The sequence below is a fragment of the Cellulomonas sp. PS-H5 genome, assembly GCF_019265565.1.
Taxonomy (GTDB): Bacteria; Actinomycetota; Actinomycetes; order Actinomycetales; family Cellulomonadaceae; genus Cellulomonas.
In genome coordinates this window covers 1-21,940 of record NZ_JAHVCI010000044.1, presented here as the reverse complement: position 1 = coordinate 21,940, position 21,940 = coordinate 1, and the positions used below count along the sequence as shown (strand labels likewise).

General features: G+C 72.3%; 19 protein-coding genes. All 19 read right to left on the bottom strand.

The genetic code is table 11. The annotated features are described in order from the left end of the window. Positions 1-20: 20 nt before the first annotated feature. The gene (gene aroB, locus J5O08_RS15330) at positions 21-1,142 is read right to left on the bottom strand and encodes a 3-dehydroquinate synthase (RefSeq protein ID WP_217615295.1); all 1,122 of its coding nucleotides are present in this window, start codon (positions 1,140-1,142) and stop codon (positions 21-23) included. Next, on the bottom strand, positions 1,139-1,723 hold the full coding sequence (locus J5O08_RS15325; RefSeq protein ID WP_218707753.1) for a shikimate kinase: 585 nt from the start codon (positions 1,721-1,723) through the stop codon (positions 1,139-1,141). The genes aroB and J5O08_RS15325 overlap by 4 nt, the downstream gene beginning before the upstream one ends. Then, positions 1,720-2,910, bottom strand: coding sequence for a chorismate synthase (gene aroC / locus J5O08_RS15320; protein WP_218707751.1), 1,191 nt, complete (start codon positions 2,908-2,910; stop codon positions 1,720-1,722). The genes J5O08_RS15325 and aroC overlap by 4 nt, the downstream gene beginning before the upstream one ends. A 90-nt stretch (positions 2,911-3,000) precedes the next feature. After that, a complete protein-coding gene (locus tag J5O08_RS15315; RefSeq protein ID WP_218707749.1) occupies positions 3,001-3,807 on the bottom strand; it encodes a hypothetical protein in 807 nt (268 codons plus the stop codon). Position 3,808: 1 nt separating this feature from the next. Continuing rightward, entirely contained in the window at positions 3,809-4,516 is a 708-nt protein-coding gene (locus tag J5O08_RS15310) for a fimbrial assembly protein (RefSeq protein WP_218707748.1), read from the bottom strand. Beyond that, entirely contained in the window at positions 4,513-5,580 is a 1,068-nt protein-coding gene (gene pilM / locus J5O08_RS15305; RefSeq protein ID WP_218707747.1) for a type IV pilus assembly protein PilM, read from the bottom strand. Before pilM ends, J5O08_RS15310 begins: the two co-directional genes overlap by 4 nt. Positions 5,581-5,671: 91 nt before the next feature. Then, positions 5,672-6,469: an A24 family peptidase gene (locus J5O08_RS15300; RefSeq protein WP_218707746.1), complete on the bottom strand. Its 798-nt coding sequence runs from the start codon at positions 6,467-6,469 to the stop codon at positions 5,672-5,674. 1 nt (position 6,470) lies between these two features. After that, positions 6,471-8,258, bottom strand: a complete 1,788-nt coding sequence (locus J5O08_RS15295) for a hypothetical protein (protein WP_218707745.1) — start codon at positions 8,256-8,258, stop codon at positions 6,471-6,473. Next, complete coding sequence (locus tag J5O08_RS15290) at positions 8,255-8,929, bottom strand: prepilin-type N-terminal cleavage/methylation domain-containing protein (protein WP_218707744.1); 675 nt, start codon at positions 8,927-8,929, stop codon at positions 8,255-8,257. Before J5O08_RS15290 ends, J5O08_RS15295 begins: the two co-directional genes overlap by 4 nt. Further along, positions 8,926-10,308, bottom strand: coding sequence for a prepilin-type N-terminal cleavage/methylation domain-containing protein (locus J5O08_RS15285; protein ID WP_218707743.1), 1,383 nt, complete (start codon positions 10,306-10,308; stop codon positions 8,926-8,928). Before J5O08_RS15285 ends, J5O08_RS15290 begins: the two co-directional genes overlap by 4 nt. An 87-nt stretch (positions 10,309-10,395) precedes the next feature. Then, positions 10,396-10,809: a prepilin-type N-terminal cleavage/methylation domain-containing protein gene (locus J5O08_RS15280; protein WP_218707740.1), complete on the bottom strand. Its 414-nt coding sequence runs from the start codon at positions 10,807-10,809 to the stop codon at positions 10,396-10,398. Positions 10,810-10,967: 158 nt separating this feature from the next. Then, positions 10,968-12,194, bottom strand: a complete 1,227-nt coding sequence (locus J5O08_RS15275) for a type II secretion system F family protein (protein ID WP_218707738.1) — start codon at positions 12,192-12,194, stop codon at positions 10,968-10,970. Beyond that, complete coding sequence (locus J5O08_RS15270) at positions 12,194-13,768, bottom strand: type IV pilus twitching motility protein PilT (RefSeq protein WP_308281654.1); 1,575 nt, start codon at positions 13,766-13,768, stop codon at positions 12,194-12,196. Before J5O08_RS15270 ends, J5O08_RS15275 begins: the two co-directional genes overlap by 1 nt. Positions 13,769-14,098: 330 nt before the next feature. Continuing rightward, positions 14,099-15,778, bottom strand: coding sequence for a GspE/PulE family protein (locus J5O08_RS15265; RefSeq protein WP_217615285.1), 1,680 nt, complete (start codon positions 15,776-15,778; stop codon positions 14,099-14,101). A gap of 175 nt (positions 15,779-15,953) precedes the next feature. Next, positions 15,954-16,943, bottom strand: a complete 990-nt coding sequence (locus J5O08_RS15260; protein WP_218707736.1) for a shikimate dehydrogenase — start codon at positions 16,941-16,943, stop codon at positions 15,954-15,956. Then, complete coding sequence (mltG, locus tag J5O08_RS15255; RefSeq protein WP_308281653.1) at positions 16,940-18,106, bottom strand: endolytic transglycosylase MltG; 1,167 nt, start codon at positions 18,104-18,106, stop codon at positions 16,940-16,942. Before mltG ends, J5O08_RS15260 begins: the two co-directional genes overlap by 4 nt. Further along, a complete protein-coding gene (gene ruvX, locus J5O08_RS15250) occupies positions 18,103-18,720 on the bottom strand; it encodes a Holliday junction resolvase RuvX (protein WP_218707734.1) in 618 nt (205 codons plus the stop codon). The genes mltG and ruvX overlap by 4 nt, the downstream gene beginning before the upstream one ends. A gap of 5 nt (positions 18,721-18,725) precedes the next feature. Then, complete coding sequence (alaS, locus tag J5O08_RS15245) at positions 18,726-21,428, bottom strand: alanine--tRNA ligase (protein ID WP_218707733.1); 2,703 nt, start codon at positions 21,426-21,428, stop codon at positions 18,726-18,728. Between the two features lie 128 nt (positions 21,429-21,556). Then, on the bottom strand, positions 21,557-21,940 hold a 384-nt coding region (locus tag J5O08_RS15240), incomplete at its 5' end, for a hypothetical protein (RefSeq protein ID WP_218707732.1).

The window sequence follows — 21,940 nt, the reverse complement described above, 5'->3', positions numbered from 1 at the left end:
GCCTGTGAGGTTGTAGCGGATCAGCCCAGCGAGATGCCCCGCACCGGGGCGACGCCCTCGGAGATCTCCGCGTACGCGGCCACCAGCAGCGACGGGTCGGGCCCCTCGAGCCGCGACGGCCGCGCCACGTCGTCGAGCACCACGAACCGCAGCAGGTCGCCCCGGGTCTTCTTGTCCCGGCGCATGGCGGCGTGCAGCTGGTCCCAGCGGTCCCCGCGGTACGCGGTCGGCAGGCCGAGGCCCGTGAGGATCGACCGGTGCCGAGCGACGACCGCCTCGTCCAGCCGGCCTGCGAGCCTCGCCAGCTCGGCGGCGTACACCATCCCGACCGACACGGCCGCGCCGTGCCGCCAGGAGTACCGCTCGACGTGCTCGATCGCGTGGCCCAGCGTGTGGCCGTAGTTGAGGATCTCGCGCAGGCCGGCCTCCTTGAGGTCCTCCCCCACGACCCGGGCCTTCACGGCGACCGACCGCTCGACCAGCTCCGCCAGCACCTCGGACGACGCCGCGCGCTCCGGGTCGGTGATCTCGGGCCCGTGCGCCTCGACCAGCTCGAGGATCCGCGGGTCGGCGATGAACCCGCACTTCACGACCTCGCCGAGCCCGGCCACGTAGTCGTGCTTCGGCATGCTCGCCAGCGCCGCCAGGTCGCAGAGCACGCCCGCGGGCGGGTAGAACGTGCCGACCAGGTTCTTGCCCTCGACCGTGTTGATCCCGGTCTTGCCGCCGACGGCCGCGTCGACCATCGCCAGCAGCGTCGTCGGGACGTGCACGACCTTGACGCCGCGCAGCCACGTCGACGCGACGAACCCCGCCAGGTCGGTGGTCGCCCCGCCGCCGAGGCCGATCACGGCGTCGCTGCGCGTGAAGTCCGCCTGGCCCAGCACCTGCCAGCAGAACGACGCGACCTGCGCCGACTTGGCCGGCTCGGCGTCCGGCACCTCGGCGAGCAGCGCCTCGTAGCCCTGCGCGGTCAGGTCCTCGCGCACCGCGTCGGCGGTCGCCGCCAGCGCCGTCGGGTGGATGACCAGCACCTTGCGGACGCCGTCGCCCAGCAGCCGGGGCAGCTCGCCCAGCAGGTTGCGCCCGATCACCACCTCGTACGGCTGGTCGCCCGTGACCTGCACCGTGCGCGTGCTCATGCCCCGCTCCCGTCCTCGCCCGTCGCGCTGCCGTCCGCCGCGGGCTCGCCCGCGCGCAGGTCGGCCAGCGCCGCCTCGATCCGCTCCGCCACGACCGCCGGCGTGATGCCGTCCGTGGACACGACCACCGTCGCGACCGCCTCGTACACCGCCCGCCGCTCCGCCATCAGCGCCTGCCACTTCGCCCGGGGGTTGCCGAGCAGCAGCGGGCGCGACTGGTTGAACCCGACGCGCGGCGCCGCGTGCCGCAGGCTCACGTCGAGGAACACCACGACGCCGCCGGCCTCCCGGTACGCCGCCAGCGCCTCCTGGGTCGCCGGGTGCAGCACCGCGCCGCCACCGAGCGCCAGCACGCCGTCGTGCTCGCCGAGCGCCACCCGGACCGCCTCGTGCTCGAGCTCGCGGAACCGCGGCTCGCCGTCCTCGACGAAGATGTCCGTCACCGGCTTGCCGGCCACGGCCTCGACGTCGCTGTCGGTGTCCCGCTCCGCGAGCTGCCAGCGGCCGGCCAGCGCGTGCGCGACCGTCGACTTGCCCGACCCGGGCGGGCCGACCAGGACGACCCGCGGGCGGGCGGTCATCGCAGCAGGTCGGGGACGGACGTGACGTACGCGTCGAGGTTCCGGCGCACCTCGCCCACCGAGTCGCCGCCGGTCTTCTCCAGCAGCGCGTCCGCGACGACGAGCGCCACCATCGCCTCCGCCACGACCGCCGCCGGCGGCACCGCGCACACGTCGGAGCGCTGGTGCTGCGCCTTCGCGGGCTCGGCGCTCGACGTGTCGACCGTGTCGAGCGCGCGCGGCACCGTGGAGATCGGCTTCATCGCCGCGCGCACGCGCAGGATCTCGCCGTTCGTCATGCCGCCCTCGAGGCCGCCCGCGCGGTTGCTGCGCCGGCGGATGACGCCGTCGGCGTCCCGCTCCATCTCGTCGTGCGCCTGCGAGCCCCGGCGGGTCGCCGTGCGGAAGCCGTCGCCGACCTCGACGCCCTTGATCGCCTGGATGCCCATGAGCGCGCCCGCGAGGCGGGCGTCGAGCCGCCGGTCCGCGTGCACGTAGGAGCCGAGCCCGGACGGCAGGCCGTAGACCAGCACCTCGACGACGCCGCCGAGGGTGTCGCCGTCCTTGTGGCACTCGTCGATCTCGGCCACCATCGCCGCCGAGGTCGGCGCGTCGAAGCAGCGCACCGGGTCGGCGTCCAGCGCCGCCACGTCGTCCGGGGTCGGCAGCGCCGCGCCGTCCGGGGTCGCGACCGGGCCGATGCCGACCACGTGCGACACCAGCCGGATGCCGGCGGCCTGCTCGAGGAACCGCGCCGCGACGGTGCCGAGCGCCACGCGGGCGGCGGTCTCGCGCGCCGAGGCGCGCTCCAGCACCGGGCGGGCGTCGTCGAACGCGTACTTCCGCATGCCGACGAGGTCCGCGTGGCCCGGGCGGGGCCGGGTCAGCGGGGCGTTGCGGGCGCGGTTCAGCTTCTCCGGGTCGTCCACCGGGTCGGCCGACATCACGTCGACCCACTTGGGCCACTCGGTGTTGCCGATCTCGATCGCGACGGGGCCGCCCTGCGACTCGCCCAGGCGCACGCCGCCGAGGATCCGCACCTCGTCCTGCTCGAACTTCATGCGCGCGCCGCGGCCGTAGCCGAGCCGGCGCCGCGCCAGGGCGTCGCGGATGTGGGCCGACTCGACCTGCACACCCGCGGGCAGGCCCTCGAGGACGCCCACCAGGGCGGGGCCGTGCGACTCACCGGACGTCAACCAACGGAGCATGGACGGGATCTTCCCACGTCGGGCGGACACGACCGCGCCCCGGTCCACGTCGTGGGCCGGGGCGCGGGGGTGGTGCGGGTCGCTGCAGGGTCAGGCGCCGGAGAGCGAGGGCGCGCCCTCGGGCAGCGCCGGGGCCTCGGTCGCGGTGCCGTCCTCCGTGGCCGGGGTCGTCGTGTCCTTCAGGACGTAGATGTACCCGGAGATGACGAGCTCGAGGTCGCCCTTGGCCGTGGCCGGACGACCGCCGCTCGCCTCCTCCTCGCCCTGGCCGGTCCCCTGGAGGTTGGTGACCAGCATGAGTCGGTCGGACTGCTCCTGCAGGCCGTCGAGGAACGCCAGGACGCCCACGGGGTTGCCGAGCGCGGTCACGCTGACCGGGATCGCGACGAAGCCCGGGATCACCGGGGCCGCAGCGGCCGCCGCAGTGGCGCCGGCGTCGGTGCTCGTGCTCGCGTCCGTGCTGGCGTCGGCCGTGGTGTCGCCCCCCTCGGCCGTCCCGTCGGTCGTCGTCGCCGCGGCGGTACCGTCGTCGACCGCCGCGGCGGGGATCACGTCCTCCGGCACCCCGAACTGGACGTCGACCACGTTCGTGCCGGCGGCGGACTTCAGGTTCTCGATGGTCCGGACGAACGCCGAGGTGTTCGCCGTCGCGGGCAGCTGCGCCTCGATCACGGCGAGCTCGTCCTTCGAGGCCTGGAGGTTCGCGAACTGGTCCTTCAGGGTGTCGAGCTGCTTCGTCAGGGCCGTGTTCCGGTCCTGCGCCACCTGCGTGTCCGCCGCCACGGTCGAGGTCTCCTCGACCACCGGGGCCACGAACACGAACCAGGCCAGGGCCAGGATGGCCACCGCGAGCAGCACGGTGCCCGCCACCCATGTGGTGCGCTTCGAGTCCTGCATGTCAGCCCTCACCCTCCTCAGGCAGGAACCGGTGGGCGTACGCCTCGTCGGTCACCTGGACGCGCACGGAGAGCTCGAACCGCGGCGTGTTGTCGTCCTCGTCCTCGCCGACCGTCACGACGTTGACCCACGCGTCCTGGAAACCAGGAACGCTGTTGAGCCCGTCCTGCCACTGCGCGATGTTGGGCAGCGTGTCGCTGATCGCGGTGAGGTCCAGCTGCGTGACGGCGCCGGGGCTCAGCAGCGGATTCGTCTCGGCCGCGGGAGCGAGCAGCGGGGTCGCGCCCGTCACCGTGATGCTCGCGACCTTGACCCCGCCGGGCATGACCGCGAAGACGGCGCCGAGGTAGTCGGCCCAGAGCGTCTCGGTGGACATGCCCAGCTGCCGCGCCTCCTCCAGCTGCTGGAGGCGGCCCAGCACGACCGGCACCTCGGCGTACTGCGCCTGCGCCTGGGTGAGCGCCAGGGTCTCGGCCTCGGCCGCGGCGAGTTCGTCCTTCTGGCCGTCGAGGCGCATCGAGGCGAGCGTGTAGACGCCACCGCAGAGCGCGATCACGAGGACCAGGCCCAGCGCCAGGTAGCGCTTGAGCTTGCCGACCGCCTGGGAGGCGTAGATCTCCGGCGGGAGCAGGTTCACGCGCGGCGGGACGAAGCCCCCCGGCACGGCCCCGACGGGCGTCGGGACGCTGTGTTCCTTGGTCGTCGTCATGCCGCCGCTCCCATCGCGAGACCCACCGACACGGCGAGCCGGTGCTGCTCCTCGGCCAGGCGGCCGTCCAGGGCGGCGCCCCGCCCCAGGGCCACCGAGCCCAGCGGCTGGCCCAGGGTGACCGGGAGCCGGCTCGCGCTGGACAGGTACTGCCCCAGACCCGGGAGCTGCGAGGCCCCGCCCGTGAGGTAGACCGCCTGCGCGGCGGCACCCGGGTGCGACGCCGCGTAGTACACGAAGGTGTTCCGGATCGACTCGACCAGTGACGTCGTCGCGGTCGCAAGCGCGCGCGCCGCGGCGTCGTGCTCCGGGGAGGTCGCGTAGCCGAAGCCGATCTGCCGCTTGAGCGCCTCGGCCTCGGCGGTCGGCACGTTCAGCGCCTGCTGGACCGCGTCCGTCGCGTCCTGGCCGCCGGTCGGCAGCAGCCGCACGAGGCTCGGCACGCCGTTGGCGACGATGACGACCGTGGTCACGCGGGCACCGATGTCGACGAGCGCCACCGTGTGGACGTCGTCCGACACGGCCGGGAGCGCACGGGCGAGCGCGAAGGCGCTGAGGTCGACGCTCACCGGTCGGAGACCTGCCGCACGGACCGCGGCGATGTTCGCACGCACGGTGTCCTTGGTCGCCGCGACGAGCAGCCCCGAGACGACCGGGCCGTGCTCACCGGCGCGGGAGCCGGTCGGGAGGTAGTCGAGGATCGCGTCCTCGACGGCCACCGGGAGCAGGTCCTGCACCTGGAACGGGAGCGAGGCCTTGAGCTCCGGGAGCGGCATCGCCGGCAGGTCGAGCTCGCGCACGACGACCCGCTGGTTGCCGATCCCGATCACCACGTTCTTGTGGGAGAACTTGTGCTGCGACCACAGCTGCTTGATCGCGGTGCCGACGGTCGACGGCTCGGAGACCTCACCGTCCCGGACGGCACCGAACGGCAGCGGCACCTCCCCGGCGCGCAGCAGGGTCGGCAGGACCCCGCGGCCGCCCCGGCCGGCGCTCAGCTCCACCTCGGTCGCCCGCACCTGGGTCGTCCCGATGTCGAGCCCGATCACGCGTGTCTTGGCCACGCCAGGACCCCATTCTTCCGACATCCGTACTGCTGACTGATCGGGTGCCGCCGCACTCGACTTGAGGATTTCCCAGGGCGATCTGCAGCCCTCAGGCGAACAGGTCGAGATATCCGTCCCACGCGACCTGCCCGACGGTGATCCCGACAAATGCCCCGGCGAGCATCCACGGCCCGAAGGGAATGCCGGACTTCCGGCCCGCGCGCCGCGCGAGGATGAGCCCGATCGAGAACAGCCCGCCGAGGAGGAACGCACCGAACGCGCCCACGGCGAACGCGCCCCAGCCGAACCAGGCGAGGTACATGCCGAGCACGCCGGCGAGCTTGACGTCGCCGAACCCCATCCCCGCCGGGTAGGCGAACGCGGCGGCGAAGTAGAAGATCCAGAGGGCCGCGCACCCGATCGCCGCGCGCAGCAGGGCACCCCAGTCGCTGCCACCGCCGGGGTTCCACGACGCGAGGGCCAGCAGCGCGGCACCGACCAGGTAGGACGGCAGGACGAGGGCGTCCGGGAGGCGGTGGTGGTCGAGATCGATGAGCGCGAGGGCGACGGCCACGGCGGCGAGGTACAGGACGGCTGGGAGCACCCACGACACGCCGACCACGGCGGCGAGCAGCGCGAACAGCAGGCCGGTGCCGAGCTCGACGAGCGGGTACCGGGCGCTGATCGGCTCGCCGCAGTCCCGGCACCGCCCGCGGAGCAGGAGCCACGACAGCACCGGCACGTTGTCCCGCGCGCGGATCCGGGTCCCGCACCGCGGGCACGCGCTCGGCGGCGAGACCACCGACTCACCTCGGGGCACGCGCCACACGACGACGTTGAGGAACGACCCGATCACCAGCCCCACGACCCCCGCCAGCGCGGCGAGCAGCAGCACGTCCGCGCTCATGTCAGCTGTACGTCCCGTCGGCCTTGAACGCGGGTTGGACCTCGACCCAGGTGTTGATCCCGTAGGTCGTCGTGACGGGCGACAGGAACTTGGGCGGCGCGGTGTTCTTGAACCGGTCGTCGTAGTCGTACGCCTTGATGTAGCCGTTGACGATGGTGCCGCCCTGGCTGGTACCCACCGGCCCGCGGTACTTCTGGGCGATCGCACCCACCACGATGAGCTTCCCGCGGGTTCCGCCCACGTTGTAGTTCTGCACCATGAACGTGTGCGCCACCGAGAGGATGGCGGCGTTGATCGTCCGGTTGGTCCCGCCCAGGAGCTGCGTGTACGTGGTGTTGTTGCCGCTGGTGGTCTTCTTCATCGGGTTCCAGACCCAGACGGCGTTCTGGCCGACGAGACCCAGCATGTCCGCGGTCGCGTCGTTGTACTTGAGGTCACCCGTGATGTAGACGTAGTTCTCCGCAGACAGCGTGGCGCGCCCGTTCAGGGTGCCCTTGACGAAGATGTCCCCGTTGCGGCACCCGTACGCCCCGGTGAACGGCTCGGTCTCGTTCGCGATCGGGTAGCCGAGGTTGTTCGTCGTCGTCGACCCGCAGGAGATCGCCCCGTCGCCGGGCGGCGTCTTGGTGCTCGCGGTGTAGTTGACGTCGGTGCTCTTCCCGGGCACCGTCTGCACGTGCACCACCAGGTTGGCCGGGACCGAGATCGTCTGACCGACGTAGGACGACCCCGACTTCTTGGCCAGGCCGGTCGCACCTGGCGTGCCGCACTTGGCGGGGTTGCTCCCGCCGGTGTCGTTGTCGCCGGTGGTGTTCGTGAACTTGGTCCACGGCGAGATCACGGTCATCGTGCCGTTGCTGTTGAACACGATCGAGGTCGGACCCGTGTAGAGGCAGCCCGTCACCGGCACCTCGCTCGGGAGATCGGACCGCGTCTCCTTCTTGATCTGGGCGTTGGTCGCCGGCATGCCGATCGTCGCCTGGTAGGTCGGGTCGCCGTCGAACTTGAAGACCGGCTTGACGTTGCCGTCCTTCACGTAGTTGGCTCCCGAGCTCGCCTTCCAGGACGTCGTGGTCTTCCCGAGGAACTGCGCGTTGCCGTTGACCTGGATCGCGTCGTTCGTGTGCATCGGGCCGTCGATGACGTCGCTGTTGCCGAAGAAGATGGTGCTGCAGTTGGGACGGTTGAGCGGGTAGCGGATCGCGCAGTTCGTCGTGCTCGTCGGGTTGCTCGCCGTCGGGTCCGAGACCTCGTAGTCGGTGAAGTACAGGAAGTCGATGAAGCCCTGCTGCTTCAGGTCGGCGACGACCGACCGCGTCTCGTTCCCGGACCGGCCGGTCGAACGGACCCGGAGCGTGCCGTCCGCGTAGTAGCGCGAGTTGTCCACCTCGTACCGGAAGTGCGCGGTCCCGTCGCTGCCCGGCACAGTCGCCCAGGTACCGGACGCACCGAGGCCGAAGGCGGGGTTGGCCGCGGCACCGGTCGGCAGCGTGAGCAGCGTCGAGACGCTGTGCGACGGGTTTGAGAACTCCGAGGCCGGGTTCCCGTACGCGAAGTAGCCGGTGTCGTTGGCGAGCCGGCTCTCGTACTCCTCGATGCCCGCGTACGCCGCGGCGAGGGCGGCACCCCAGTCCTGGTCGGTCCCGGCCTTCCGGAGCGAGCCGACGCTGAACGCGACGGCTGCGACGATCAGGGCGGCCATCACCGAGGTGATGCCGATGACGAGCGGCAGCGCGAGACCGCGGTCCCGCGGCTCGCCCGCCAGCACACGACGCAGTGCTCTTCTCATGGCTTGATCCTCGAGACGCCGAGATTGGGGATGCCGACGGTGTTCTGCAGCGTCACCGGGGCCACGCGGGACGAGGTGTCCGACTGCACGGTCAGAGAGATCTGGACCGACGCCACCAGGTCGATCTGAGCCGCGGTCAGCGTCCCGGTGTTCGGCACGACGAGCTCGTTCCCGCCCGCGTCGTAGTACCGGAACAGCTGGGGCGCGCCGGCGGGGACGGATCGCGCGATCGTCCGGACGGACGACGAGGTCGAGAAGGTCCACGGCGACTTCGACGTCGTGGCGAGCCACCGGGTCTCGCGCACCCGGCCGGTCGAGTCGATGCTGAACTGGACCTTGAGCGGCCGGGGGTTCGCGGAGTCCGCGTCGATGTACACGTACATCAGCACCGAGTTCGTGCCGGCCGAGACGAACGGCGGCTGCTGCTCGACGACGCCGGTGAGCTGCAGGCTCGTCCCCGAGCGGATGACGCGCGTGAGCTCGTTCATCCCGTTCGACGCGTTCATCGCGTTGTCGGTGGCCGTCCGCTCGTGCGTGAAGTTCCGCGCCACGCTCGTCACCATGACGAGGATGAGGGTGGTCACGACGCTGAGCAGCGCCATCGTCACGATCAGCTCGGTGAGCGTCACCCCCGCGTCACCGCGGTCCCGCAGCGCCCGCAGCCGCCTCACGGCGCCACCACCACGCGCGGGTCGAGCGTCACCCAGCCGTCGGCCGCGACCGAGCTGCGCTCCGGCACAGCCGGCGCCGGGAAGGAGATGGTGCTCGCGGGCACCAGGGTGTTCTGCGTCCCCGACGTCGTCCCCCGGTACAGCTTCCAGTTCCCGTACGGGAGCGCGACCACCGTCGTGCCGCCGCCGACGACGCTGCCGAAGGTCAGCGTCTCGACCGCCGCACACCCCGGGAGCGTCGAGCTCTGGGGGGGATTCTGGGACACGGCCTTGAGGTAGGAGCCCCCCGACCCGCCGGTGATCGCGACCAGACCCATCGGGACGTCCACCGTGGCAGCACCGCCCGGAGCCGCCGCGACGTTGGGGAAGCGTTCGCCGTGCAGCGTCCCGCCGGGCACGGCCTCGTCGGGCCACTGCATCGGGTCCGCCGAGTCGCAGGTCCCGGCGTAGGCCTGGTAGCCCTGCGAGAAGGGGTGCAGGTTGAACTTCTGGGTGGTGCCCGAGCCGCTGTCCGCGCTGCGGTTGAAGATGCCGTAGGTGTTCGTGAAGGTCGTCTTCATGTTCGTCGCGATCTTCGGCGCCACACCGGCGGGCGCGGTCGACGCGAGGCGCGCCGTGAACACCGCCGCCTTGTCGTACTGGAACCCGACGGTGGTCGACTGGCCCGCGACCACCGACACCGTCTGCGACGCCGAGCTCTGCTGGTTCGAGTCGACGTAGCCGGACCGCGAGATCGACACGGTGTAGCTCTGCGGCTTGACCTTGAGCACGTAGGTGCAGCCCTGGGCGTCGGTCGGGCTGATGACCGAGCCGGCCGACGGCGACGTCGACACCGCGACGTCCTTCGATCCCGTGCCGGCGCCGTTGAGCACCGACACGATGATCGTGCCGAGCTCGGGGTCGTTGAGCTTCGCCCCGGGGTTGATCACCGTGTCGGACCGGACCGCACGCGCGCCGTCGCGCATGTTGTCCCACGTCACCGCGACGCTCACCCGCTTGTAGCGGAGCATGCCGCCCGCCGCGGCGCCAATGCCGCCGGCGCCGCCGCAGGAGAAGTCTTGGTCGGGGTTCGTCACCCAGCTGGTCGTCCGCGCCACGTGGAAGGTGTCGCCGTTGAGGCTCACCGACCGGGTCGCGTCCAGAAGGGTGAACAGGTCGTCCGTGTCGCGGGCGAGGTCAATCTCCTCGGCGGCGAGGTTGGCCGCGACCTCGCGGGCGCGGGAGTCCCGGGTCACGGAGATGACGCTGATGGAGGTGGCGATGAAGCCGGTGGAGATGATCGCGAAGATCAGCATCGCGACCAGGACCTCGGCGAGCGTGATGCCCGCGTCGGACCGCCCCGCGTGCCGCGCGCGTGCGCGGGCCAGGAGTGCTCGCACTGCCTCACCTCTCGTGGTCGTGCCGGACATGCGCGGTGCGGGGTGCCGCCGAGGCGACACCCCGCACCGTTGAGGAGTGATCTCAGATCACGGCTTGGCGGAGTCGACGATCACGCCGTCCTCGCTCTTGTACGTGAACGTGCGGGTCGCGCCGAGGTTCGTGTTCGTGCCGACGAGCTCGTAGCTGTTCGCGGTCACGTTCTGGACCTTGACGTCGACATCCTTGGTCTCGTTGAAACCGTTGCTCGCGAGAGCAGTCTCGTCGAGCTTGTCGTACGAGCCGTTGTTGCCGACCGCGTAGGACTCGGCGGCGATGGCCGCGTTCTTGACGTCGGACTCCACCTGCGAGGCCCAGGCCTTCTGGCGCTGGTTCAGGAACGCCGGGATGGCGATCGCGGCGAGGATGCCGATGATGATGATGACGACCAGGAGCTCGATGAGCGTGAAGCCCTTCTCACCGTTCTGGCGCTTGTCCATGACCTCACGGATGCGAGCGTGCATTGTTGACCTCTTCTGAGAAAGTTCGGGACGAGTGCCGCGGAATGCGACGTTCAAGGTGTTGCACCCAGTTCATCGGCCTGTGACCTGGTGTCTTGATCCCCCGAACGGGTGGTCCTTTTCGCCCAGAAGGCGGTGCAATGTGGCAGATGTCCGATTCGTCAGCCGACGAGCTCGAAGATCGAGAAGATCGGCATGTAGAGCGCGATGATCATGCCGCCGATGAGCGTCCCCAGGACCGCGATCATGAGGGGCTCGATGAGCGACGTGAGCTGCTCGGTGGTGGCCGAGACCTCCTCGTCGTAGAACTCGGCGACCTTCTTCAGCATCAGCTCGAGCGAGCCGGAGTCCTCACCGGTCGCGACCATCTGCGTGACCATCGGCGGGAACACCGCGTGATTCGCCAGCGGCGCCGCGAGCGACTGCCCGGTGCGCACGCTCTCCTGGACGTCCTTGACCGCCTGCTCGATGGCCCAGTTGCCCGAGGTCTGGCCGACGATCTCCAGCGACTGCAGGATCGGCACGCCGGCGCTCAGCATCGTGCCGAAGTTACGGGTGAACCGGGCGATGGCCACCTTCTTGAACAGCGGTCCGAAGATCGGCACCCGGAGCGTGAACGGCTGGACCCGCGACCGGATCGCGTCGTCGTTCTTGTGCTTCCGCCACCAGAACGCGAAGACGATGCTCACGACGAGCAGCACGGGGGCGAGCCACTTCATCACCCCGGACAGGAACACGAGGATCTGCGTCGGCCACGGCAGCTGCCCGCCGAGGTCCGTGAACATCTGCTCGAAGATCGGCACGATGAACAGCAGCATGCCCACGACGGCGAGGATCGCCATGATGAAGACCATCACGGGGTAGGTCATCGCCGACTTGATCTGGGCCTTGAGCTTCACCTCGGACTCGAAGTTCTCCGCGACCGACTTGAGCGCCTCCTCGAGGAAGCCGCCGACCTCGCCGGCCTTGATCATGTTGATCATGATCGGCGGGAAGGTGTCGGGGTGGCGGGACAGTCCGTCGGACAGCGAGTTGCCGGTCTCGACGTCGCTGCGGACCTGCGCCAGCACCTTGGCGAGCGCCTTGTTCTCGGTCTGCGCCGCGAGGATCGACAGCGCGCGCAGCAGCGAGAGGCCGGCGGAGATCATGGTCGCCATCTGCCGGGCCATGACCGCGAGGTCCTTGAGCTTCACCCGCTCGCCGAAGCCCGGGATCGTGATCTCCCGCTGGAGGCCGGTGTTCTGGACCTCGTTGATCGAGAGCGGGGCCATGCCCATCGTGCGGAGCCGGTTGACCACCGCGGCCTGGTTCGGGGCCTCGATCCGGCCCTTGACGAGCTTGCCGCCTCCGTCCCGGATCGAGTACTCGTACGTGCGCGCGACCGCCATCAGAACTGTCCTCCGAACCCGGACCCGACGCCGGTGCTGTTCAGCGCGGACGCACCCTGGTTCATGCGGGCAGTGCGGCCGACCATCTTGTTGAAGTCCTCGATGTGGTGCGCCTTCTCGAGCGCGACCTCGTAGGTGACCTTCCCGGTGCGCACCAGGTCGGACAGGTTCTGGTCGAGGGTGTGCATGCCGGCGTCGGTGCCGGCCTGCATCGACGAGTAGATCTGGTGCGTCTTGCCCTCGCGGATCAGGTTCCGGATCGCGGGGGTCGCGATCATGACCTCGGTGGCGACGACGCGGCCCTGGCCGTTCGCGGTCTTGCAGAGCGTCTGGCAGACCACGGCCTGCAGCGACGCGGCGAGCTGCGTGCGCACCTGGTCCTGCTGGTGCGACGGGAACACGTCGATGATGCGGTCGATGGTCTGCGCGGCGTCCTGCGTGTGCAGGGTGGCGAACACGAGGTGGCCGGTCTCCGCGGCCGTCAGCGCGACCGAGATCGTCTCGAGGTCACGCATCTCGCCGACCAGGATGATGTCCGGGTCCTGGCGCAGCACGTGCTTGAGGGCGTTCGCGAACGAGTGCGTGTCCGCGCCGACCTCGCGCTGGTTGATGATCGACCGCTTGTGGCGGTGCAGGAACTCGATCGGGTCCTCGACCGTCATGATGTGGTCGGCACGCGTCCGGTTGGCGAGGTCGATGATCGACGCGAGCGTCGTCGACTTGCCGGAGCCGGTCGGACCGGTGACGAGGACCAGGCCACGCGGCAGGCCGGCGAACGAGCCGACCACCGGGGGGACGCCGAGCTGCGCGAGCTCCTTGATCTCGTACGGGATGACGCGGAACACCGCTCCGATCGACTCCCGCTGCTGGTACAGGTTCACGCGGAACCGCGCGTGGCCGCGCACCGCGTAGGCGAAGTCCAGCTCGAGGGCCGCCTCGTACTGCTCGCGCTGCTTCTGCGTGAGCACCGAGTAGATCGACCGGCGCAGCGCCTCGGGCGCCAGCACCGGGAACTCCTCCAGCGGGTGCAGCGTGCCGCTCACCCGGACCATCGGGGCCGAACCGCTCGTGAGGTGCAGGTCGGACGCGCCGAGCTGGACCATCCGGACCAGGACGGCGTCGAGCGGCACGTCGCCGTCCTCGGCGCGCTGGCCCATGCCGGCGCGCTGCGGGGCGGGCGCGGCCGCCCGTGCCGGCGGCTGCGGGGGCGCGGCCGGGCGAGCGGGGGCGCCGCCCTGCGACTGAGCGAGCACCTGCGTCGGCGGACCCGCGGGCGCAGGTGCGGCGGCCGGCTGCGCCTGGCGCAGCGACGCGCGCGTCGGCGCCGCGGCGACGGGGGCGCCCGGCGCACCGGCCGGCGGCGTGTGCGATGCGGGCACGGGACCGCCGTAGCCGGCGGTCGGCACAGTGGTGCCGTAGCCGGCCGGAGCGCCCTGGGGGGGCAGCACCGGCGGCACCGCGTAGGCGGGCGGCGCACCGGCCGGCGCCTGGCCGGCCGCGGCCTGCCCTGTCGGCGGCAGGTACGGCGGGAGCGCCCGCGTCTCCGCCGGGTCGCCCGTGTAGGACTCGCTCACCGTCGTTCCCCTTCCTCGCCCACCCGGCGGCACACCGGGCCGTGCTACGCATCCCCTGATCGGCGCAGTGCCCCGCCCTCTTGAGGGTTCCGGCGCGCTTCCACTCCCCCGCCCGCGCGGACCACCCGGCCGGCGCCGTCCGGCGACCGCGGGCGGGAGCACGACCGAGTAGCCGACGCGTCGAGCGAGTAGTCCTCGACTGCTCGCTCGACGCGTCGGCTACCCCCTCGGCGCACCGAGGGTCGCCCAGAGAAGCGCGCCGCCAGGGCGCACGGCTTCCCCTGCTCAGGACCCGGCGGGACCCGGCCGGGCCCGGAGCGCTTCAGCGCGTCACGCCACGACCCGGAGGATCTCCTCCACCGACGTCTGCCCCAGCGCGACCTTCTGCCAGCCGTCGTCGCGGAGCGTGATCATGCCCTGCTGCCGCGCGGTGGCGCCGATCTCGGCGGCCGACGCCCGCGCCACTGCCAGGCGCTCGATGTCCTCGGTCACCCGCATGACCTCGTGCAGCGCGACGCGCCCCCGGTAGCCGGTGCGGGAGCACGCGACGCAGCCGACCGGCCGGAACAGCTCGGGCAGCGGCTCCCCCGGCACCCACGGGAACCGCGCGCCGATGAGCTCGGTCTCGGTCGGGACGTACGGCTCGCAGCACTTGGCGCACAGCCGCCGGGCGAGCCGCTGGGCGACCACCGCGTCGAGCGCGGAACCGACGAGGAACGGCTCGATGCCCATCTCGGTGAGGCGGGTGATCGCGGACGGCGCGTCGTTGGTGTGCAGGGTCGAGAGCACGAGGTGGCCGGTGAGCGCCGCCTCGATGGCGATCTGCGCGGTCTCGTGGTCGCGGATCTCACCGAGCAGGACGACGTCGGGGTCGGACCGCAGGATGGAGCGCAGCGCGCCCGCGAACGTCAGGCCGGCCTTCGGGTTCACCTGGACCTGGTTGATGCCGGCGAGCCGGTACTCGACCGGGTCCTCGACGGTGATGACGTTGATCTCGGGCTTGGAGACCGCGTTCAGCGTCGCGTACAGGGTGGTCGACTTTCCGGAACCCGTGGGCCCGGTGACCAGGATCATCCCGTACGGCTTGGTGTACGCGTCCTTGTACGACTCGTAGTTGTGCTCGAGGAACGCGAGGTCGCGCAGGTCGAGCGACGCGGTCGAGTTGTCCAGGATTCGCATGACGATCTTCTCGCCCCACACCGTCGGCAGCGTGGCGACGCGGAGGTCGATCTTGCGGCCGTTGTGGGTGACGGACATGCGGCCGTCCTGCGGCTTGCGGCGCTCGGCGATGTCGATGTCCGACATGATCTTGACGCGCGAGATGACGCCACCCTGGATCTGCTTGGGCGAGCGCTGCATCTCGTGCAGCACGCCATCGATCCGGTACCGCACGCGCAGGTCGTGCTCGGTGGGCTCGATGTGGATGTCGGAGGCGCGGTCGGAGATGGCCTGCGTCACCAGCAGGTTCACGTACCGGACGATCGGGGCGTCGTCCTCGACGGCGTTGCCGATGCTCGACAGGTCGACCTGCGCCTGCTGGGACTGCTGCTCCTCCTCGAACGCGGAGGACAGGTCCTCCATCTCGCCGTCGGCGCGGCAGAACCGCTCGATCGCGCGGCTGAGGTTCTCGTAGGTCGCGACGATCGGCAGGACGGCCATGCCGGACACGGTCCGCACGTCGTCGACGGCGACCACGTTGCCGGGGTCGGCCGTGGCGAGGACGAGCGCGCCGTCCTGGAACCCCACGGGCAGCACGGTGTACCGGCGGCACAGGGCGGCGGGCACCATCGACACCGCGGACCGGTCCACCTGGTACTCGTCGAGGTCGACGAACGCCATGCCGACCTGCCGCGCCAGCGCGGCCACGAGCTGCCCCTCGGTGAGGACCCCGATCTCGACCAGCGTGCGGCCGAGGGACTGCCCCCGGGCCATCTGCTCGTCCAGCGCGGCCATGAGCTGCGCCTCGCTGACCAGGCCCTCGTCCAGCAGGATCTCGCCGAGCTGCTTCACCCCGTTGCCCTTTCGTCCGGGGCAGGCAGGTGCACCGGCCCCGTAGGACCCATCGGCACGCCGGTGCGGGGAGATGAGGACCCGGGGGCGCTCAGACGAGCCGGAGGCCGTCGCGCGCCGGGTGAATCAGGTGGTCAGCCGGGTCGAGCGGTCAGCGGGCGAGGAGGTCAGCCGGTCAAGCCGTCGCAGCACGATCGGCCGCCGCCCCCGGCGACCCGGGCGCCGCGCCCAGCGCCGACCCGAGCGCCGCGTCCATCGCGGCGAGCGGCCCGGGCCGGCCAGTCATCAGCCGCACCTGCTCGGCGGCCTGGTGCAGCAGCATCCGCTCCCCCGGCACCGCGACGCCGCCGGCGGCGAGCCAGGCGGCGTGCAGCGCGGTGGGCCGCGGGTCGTAGGCGACGTCGAGCAGCACGGCGCCCGGCAGCGGCGCAGCGCCCCCGGCGAGCGTGGCCGCCAGGTCGTCGGCGGCGTGCGGCGGCAGGGTCGAGACGAGGAGGTCGGCCCCGGCCAGCGCGGCGGGCGCGCCGTCGAGCGTCCGGAACGCCGGCTCGACGCCCATGCGGTGCGCGGCGCGGGCGAGCGCGCCCGTGCGGCCGAGCGACCGCGCGAGCACGACCGGCGTGGTGCAGCCGAGCTCGGCAAGCGCGGCGAGAGCGGATGCGGCGGTCGCGCCCGCGCCGAGGACGACGGCGGTGCGGACGGCGGTGCGCGGCCCGGACACGGTGTCCACGGCATCGGTCGCGTTCGCACCCTGCGGCGCGGAACCGGAGGCACCGGCACCCGGCTCCCGTGCCGCCGCCAGCCCCTCCGACAGCGCCGCCACGATGCCGTGCACATCCGTGTTCGCCCCGGTGAGCACCGGCCGCCCCGACCCGCCCGCCTGCACCAGCACGGTGTTCACCGCACCGACGACGGCCGCCAGCGGCTCGACGTGGTCGAGCAGCGGCAGCACGGTCTGCTTGAGCGGCATGGTCAGGCTGAGCCCGGCCCAGCCGGCGTCCAAGTCGCCGACGAACGCCGGCAGCTGCTCCTCGGTGACGTCGACCGCGTCGTACGCCCAGCCGTCGAGCCCGAGGGCCCGGTACGCGGCCCGGTGCAGGACCGGGGACAGCGAGTGCGCGATCGGGTGGCCGAGCACCGCGGCGCGGCGCGCGGCACCGGTCACTGGTTCGCCGCCTGCCACTCCCGCAGCTCGGCCTCGTTCACCTTGTGCTCGTCGTAGGTCTCGGCGAACTTGGTCTCACCGGTGTCGAGGTTGACCGTCACCCAGAACAGCCACGGGCCGTCCGCAGGGTTGAGCACGGCGTCGATCGACACCTCGCCCGGGTTGGCGATCGGGGTCGGCGGCAGGCCGGGGACCTTGTACGAGTTGTACGGGTTGTACGGCGGCTGGGCCTGGCTGGTGTCCGCGTAGGTCAGCTCGGTGCCCGAGATCCCCAGGCCGTACGCGTTGATCGCGTCGATCTGCAGCGGCATCTCGATGTCGAGCCGGTTCTGGATCGCGCGCGCCATCTTCGCCCGGTCCTCGTCGAGCTTGCCCTCGCGCTCGACGATCGACGCCTTGTTGAGGACGGTCTCCCACTGGTCCTGGGCGACGCCCTTGGACGTCAGCAGCGCGGTGGTGCGCCCGACCATCTGCGTCAGCACGCTGGCCGCGGACGAGCCCGGCTCGACCTCATACGTGGCGGGGAACAGCCAGCCCTCGACGTTGCCGCCGGCCTCGGCGGGCAGCCCGATCGCGGCGGGGTCGGCGGCGGCGGCCTCGAGGTCCTCGACGGTGATGCCGGTGACCTCGTAGACGCGCTGGTAGATCTGCTTGGCCGTGTAGCCCTCGGGGATCGTCACCCGGTTCGACACCCGGTTCGCGGGGTCGAGCAGGGCGGCGACGGCGTCGCTGGCCTTCATCTCGAGCTGCAGGCCGTAGGTGCCGGGCTGGATGCCGACCGCGGCGGGGTTCGCCGCGTACGCGCTGGTGAAGGCGTTGACGGTCGCGACGACGCCGGCGTCGACCAGCGTCTGCCCGATGGCGCCGCCGGTGTCGCCGGACGCGACGGTCACCTGGACCTCGCCGCTGCCCGGGCCCGGGTAGTCCTGGACGGTCTCGTCGGCGCTGCCGCCGCCGGAGAACAGGTCGCCGAACACGCTCCACACGACGAAGCCGGCGCCGCCGACGAGGACCAGCGCGAGCAGGAGCACGACGACGCTGCGGCGCCGCCGGTGCTTCTTCTGCTTCGCGCGCTGCTCCTGCGAGTCGCGGCGCGAGCGGCGCGAGGGCGGGGGTGCCTCGTGGTGCTCCTGCTGCGGAGCACCGAGGAACAGGTCGCTCACTCGGTCGTCCCTTCGGTGTGTCCTGCTCGTCCAGCGTCCTGCCGACCCCCCGGGCGCTCCTCGGCGGGAGGCTCCGGGCGGGTCGCCGTGACCCGCTCACCGGGCCGGCGGCCCGAGGAGCGCTCCGCGTCGAGCGCGGTCTGCAGGATCACCACCGCGGCCGCCTGGTCGACGACCGCCCGGTGACGACGCCCGGACCGGCCGGACGCGTGCAGCGCCTGATGGGCGGACACCGTGCTCATCCGCTCGTCGACCAACCGCACCGGAACCGGTGCGACGGCCTGCGCCAGCGCACCAGCGTACGCGCGTGCGGCCTGTGCTGCCGAGCCCTCGGTCCCGGAGAGGTGCTTCGGGAGGCCGACGTACACCGCCGCGGCGAACCGCTCGGCCACCTCGGCGACGATCGTGGCGACGTCCGACGGCAGCGAGCCCGGGGCCGGAGGGCGGGTGTCGCGGGGCAGCGTGTCGACCGGCGTGGCCACCAGGCCGTCCGGGTCGCTGGCCGCGAGGCCGACCCGGACGGAGCCGACGTCCACGGCGAGCCGGGCCCCGCGCACGACGGCGTCGGGGTCCGGCCCGCCGGGCGCGTCGGCCGCGTCGGGGGTGCCGGGCACGGGGCTCAGGCCCCCGCCCCGATCGCCTCGCGGATGCCGGCGAGCGCCTCCGGCAGCCGGGCGGCGTCGGCTCCACCGCCCTGCGCCAGGTCGTCCTTGCCGCCGCCACCCCCGCCGAGCAGGCCGGACGCGGTCTTGACCAGGGCGCCCGCGCGGACGCCCTTCTCCCGCGCCGCGGCGTTCGTCGCGACGACGACCACCGGGCGGCCCTTGGCCACGCCGCCGACCGCGACGACGGCCGGCGCGGACTCGCCGAGTCGGGAGCGGACGTCGAGCACGAGGGTGCGCAGGTCGTCCGCGGCGACCTCGCCCGCGTCGTGCGTGACCACGCGGGTGCCGGCGATCTCCGCCGCCGAGGACGCCAGCGAGCCGGCGATCGCGAGCACCTGCGCGGCGCGCAGGCCCGCGAGCTCCTTCTCGGACTCCTTCAGGCGGGTCATCAGCGAGGACACCCGGTCGGCGAGCTCGTCGGGGCGCGCCCCGAGCAGGCCGGAGATCTGGCCGACGAGCGCGCGCTCCTTGGCGTGGAAGCCGTACGCCCCGTCGCCGACGAGGGCGTCGACCCGGCGGACGCCGGAGCCGATCGAGGCCTCGCCGAGCAGGGTGACCAGGCCGAGCTCGCCCGACTGCCGCACGTGCGTGCCGCCGCAGAGCTCGCGCGACCAGTCGCCGCCGATCGACACGACGCGCACCTGGTCGCCGTACTTCTCGCCGAACAGCGCCATCGCGCCGAGCGCGCGGGCCTCGGCGATCGGCATGACCGCGTCGGTGACCTCGAGGTTCTCCTGGAGCCGGGTGTTGACCCGCTCCTCGACCTCGGACAGCACGCCCTGCGGCACGGCCTGGCCGGCGCGGAAGTCGAACCGCACGCGGCTGGGCGCGTTCTCGGAGCCCGCCTGCGTGGCCGACGGGCCGAGCGACTCCTGGATGGCCTTGTGCACCATGTGCGTCGCGGTGTGCGCGCGGCTGATCGCGATGCGGCGCGCGGTGTCGATCGACGCGACGCCCGGCTCGTCCAGCGTGACGGTGCCCTCGACCAGGCGGCCGCGGTGGACCGGCAGGCCCTTGACCGGCGCCTGCACGTCGTCGACCTCGATGGTCGCGCCGCCGTCGAGCACGATCGTGCCGTGGTCGGCCAGCTGGCCGCCCATCTCGGCGTAGAACGGCGTCACGTCGAGGACGACCTCGACCTCCGCCGGCGCGGTGGCCGCGGGCGAGGGCTGCCCGTCGACCAGCAGGCCGACGACGCGCGAGCGGGAGGTGCTGCGGTCGTAGCCGACGAACTCGACCGGCTTCGCCCCGGACCCGCTCAGCGTCGCGTGCAGGTCCTGGTACGCCGCGGTGTCCGTGCGGCCCGCGCGCTTGGCCAGGGCGTCCGCCCGGGCGCGGTCGCGCTGCGCCTGCATGAGCGTCCGGAACGCCTTCTCGTCGACGGAGACGCCCTGCTCGGCCGCCATCTCGAGCGTGAGGTCGATCGGGAAGCCGTAGGTGTCGTGCAGCTGGAACGCCTTCTCGCCCGACAGCAGCGGGGCCGCGCTGGGCGTCCCGGTGCCGGTGGACTTCGCCTCGGAGACCGCGAGGTCGAGGATCGAGGTGCCCGCGGTGAGGGTGCGCAGGAACGCCTCCTCCTCCGCGTACGCGACCTTGGCGATCCGGTCGAAGTCGCGCGCCAGCTCGGGGTACGACGGCGACATCGCGTCGCGGGAGACCGGCAGCAGCGTCGGCAGCGCGGGCGTCTCGACGCCGAGCAGGCGCATCGCGCGGACGGCGCGACGCAGCAGGCGGCGCAGCACGTAGCCGCGGCCCTCGTTCGACGGCACGACGCCGTCGCCCATGAGCATGAGGCCCGAGCGCACGTGGTCGGCGACGACGCGCATCCGGACGTCGTCCTCGTGGTCCGCGCCGTAGCGGTGGCCGGACAGCTGCTGCGCGGCCTCGATGACCGGGAAGACCTCGTCGATCTCGTACATGTTGTCGACGCCCTGCAGCAGGAACGCGACGCGCTCCAGGCCCATGCCGGTGTCGATGTTCTTCTGCTTGAGCTCGCCGAGGATCGGGAAGTTCTCCTTGCCGCCCCCGTCGCCGCGCTCGTACTGCATGAAGACGAGGTTCCAGATCTCGATGTAGCGGTCCTCGTCGACGACCGGGCCGCCCTCGGCGCCGTACTCCGGGCCGCGGTCGACGTAGATCTCCGAGCACGGGCCCGCGGGCCCGCGCGCGCCGGTCGACCAGTAGTTGTCCTTCATGCCGCGGCGCTGGATGCGCTCGTCCGGCAGGCCGGCGATCTTCTTCCAGAGCTCGGCCGCCTCGTCGTCGGTCTCGTAGACCGTGACCCAGATCTTGTCCTCGGGGAAGCCGTAGCCGCCCTGGTCCTGCGGAGTGGTGATCAGCTCCCACGCGTGGGTGATCGCCCCCTCCTTGAAGTAGTCGCCGAAGGAGAAGTTGCCGTTCATCTGGAAGAACGTGCCGTGCCGCGTGGTCTTGCCGACCTCCTCGATGTCGAGGGTGCGCACGCACTTCTGCACGCTCGTCGCGCGCGGCCACGGGGCCGTCTGCTCGCCGAGCATGTACGGGATGAACGGCACCATGCCCGCGATGACGAACAGCGTCGACGGGTCGGGCGAGATCAGCGGGGCGGAGGGCACCACGGCGTGGCCGCGGGCCTCGAAGAAGTCGAGCCAACGCTGGCGGATCTCGGCGGTGCGCATGGTGTCCTCGTCTGGGTCGGGTGGCGGGGGTCGCGGGCCCTCGCCCGTTCTCGTGGTTCAGCGTCGCGCGCCGCGGGTGTGTTCCCGCGCGGGCGACCGGGTGCAGCCTAGGGGCCGCGAGGTGCAGGTCAGTAGAAGGAGTACGGCAGGTCGCCGTCGTCGTCGGCCGGGTCGTCCGTCGGCTCGTCGGCCCAGCCCTTGCGGGCGCGCGCGGCGCGGGCCGCGTCCCGGGCCTCGGGGTCCCGGTGCCAGGCGGGCGGGACGGCGCCGTGCGCGTCGTGCTCGGCCTCACGGGCCGCGGCACGGCGACCGGCGCGCTCGGCGCGGATCGCGTCCACGTCGACGTCGCCGACGAGGTCGTGCCGCAGCTGCGCCTCGCGCTCCGCCATGCCGGTGCGGAACTCGCGGCGGGCGTCGGACAGCGACCGCACGGCGCCGGCCGTGGTGGCGCCCGCGCGGAACGCGGTGCGCGCGGCGCGGGCGGCCGTGGCGGCGGTGGCCCGGGCGGTCCC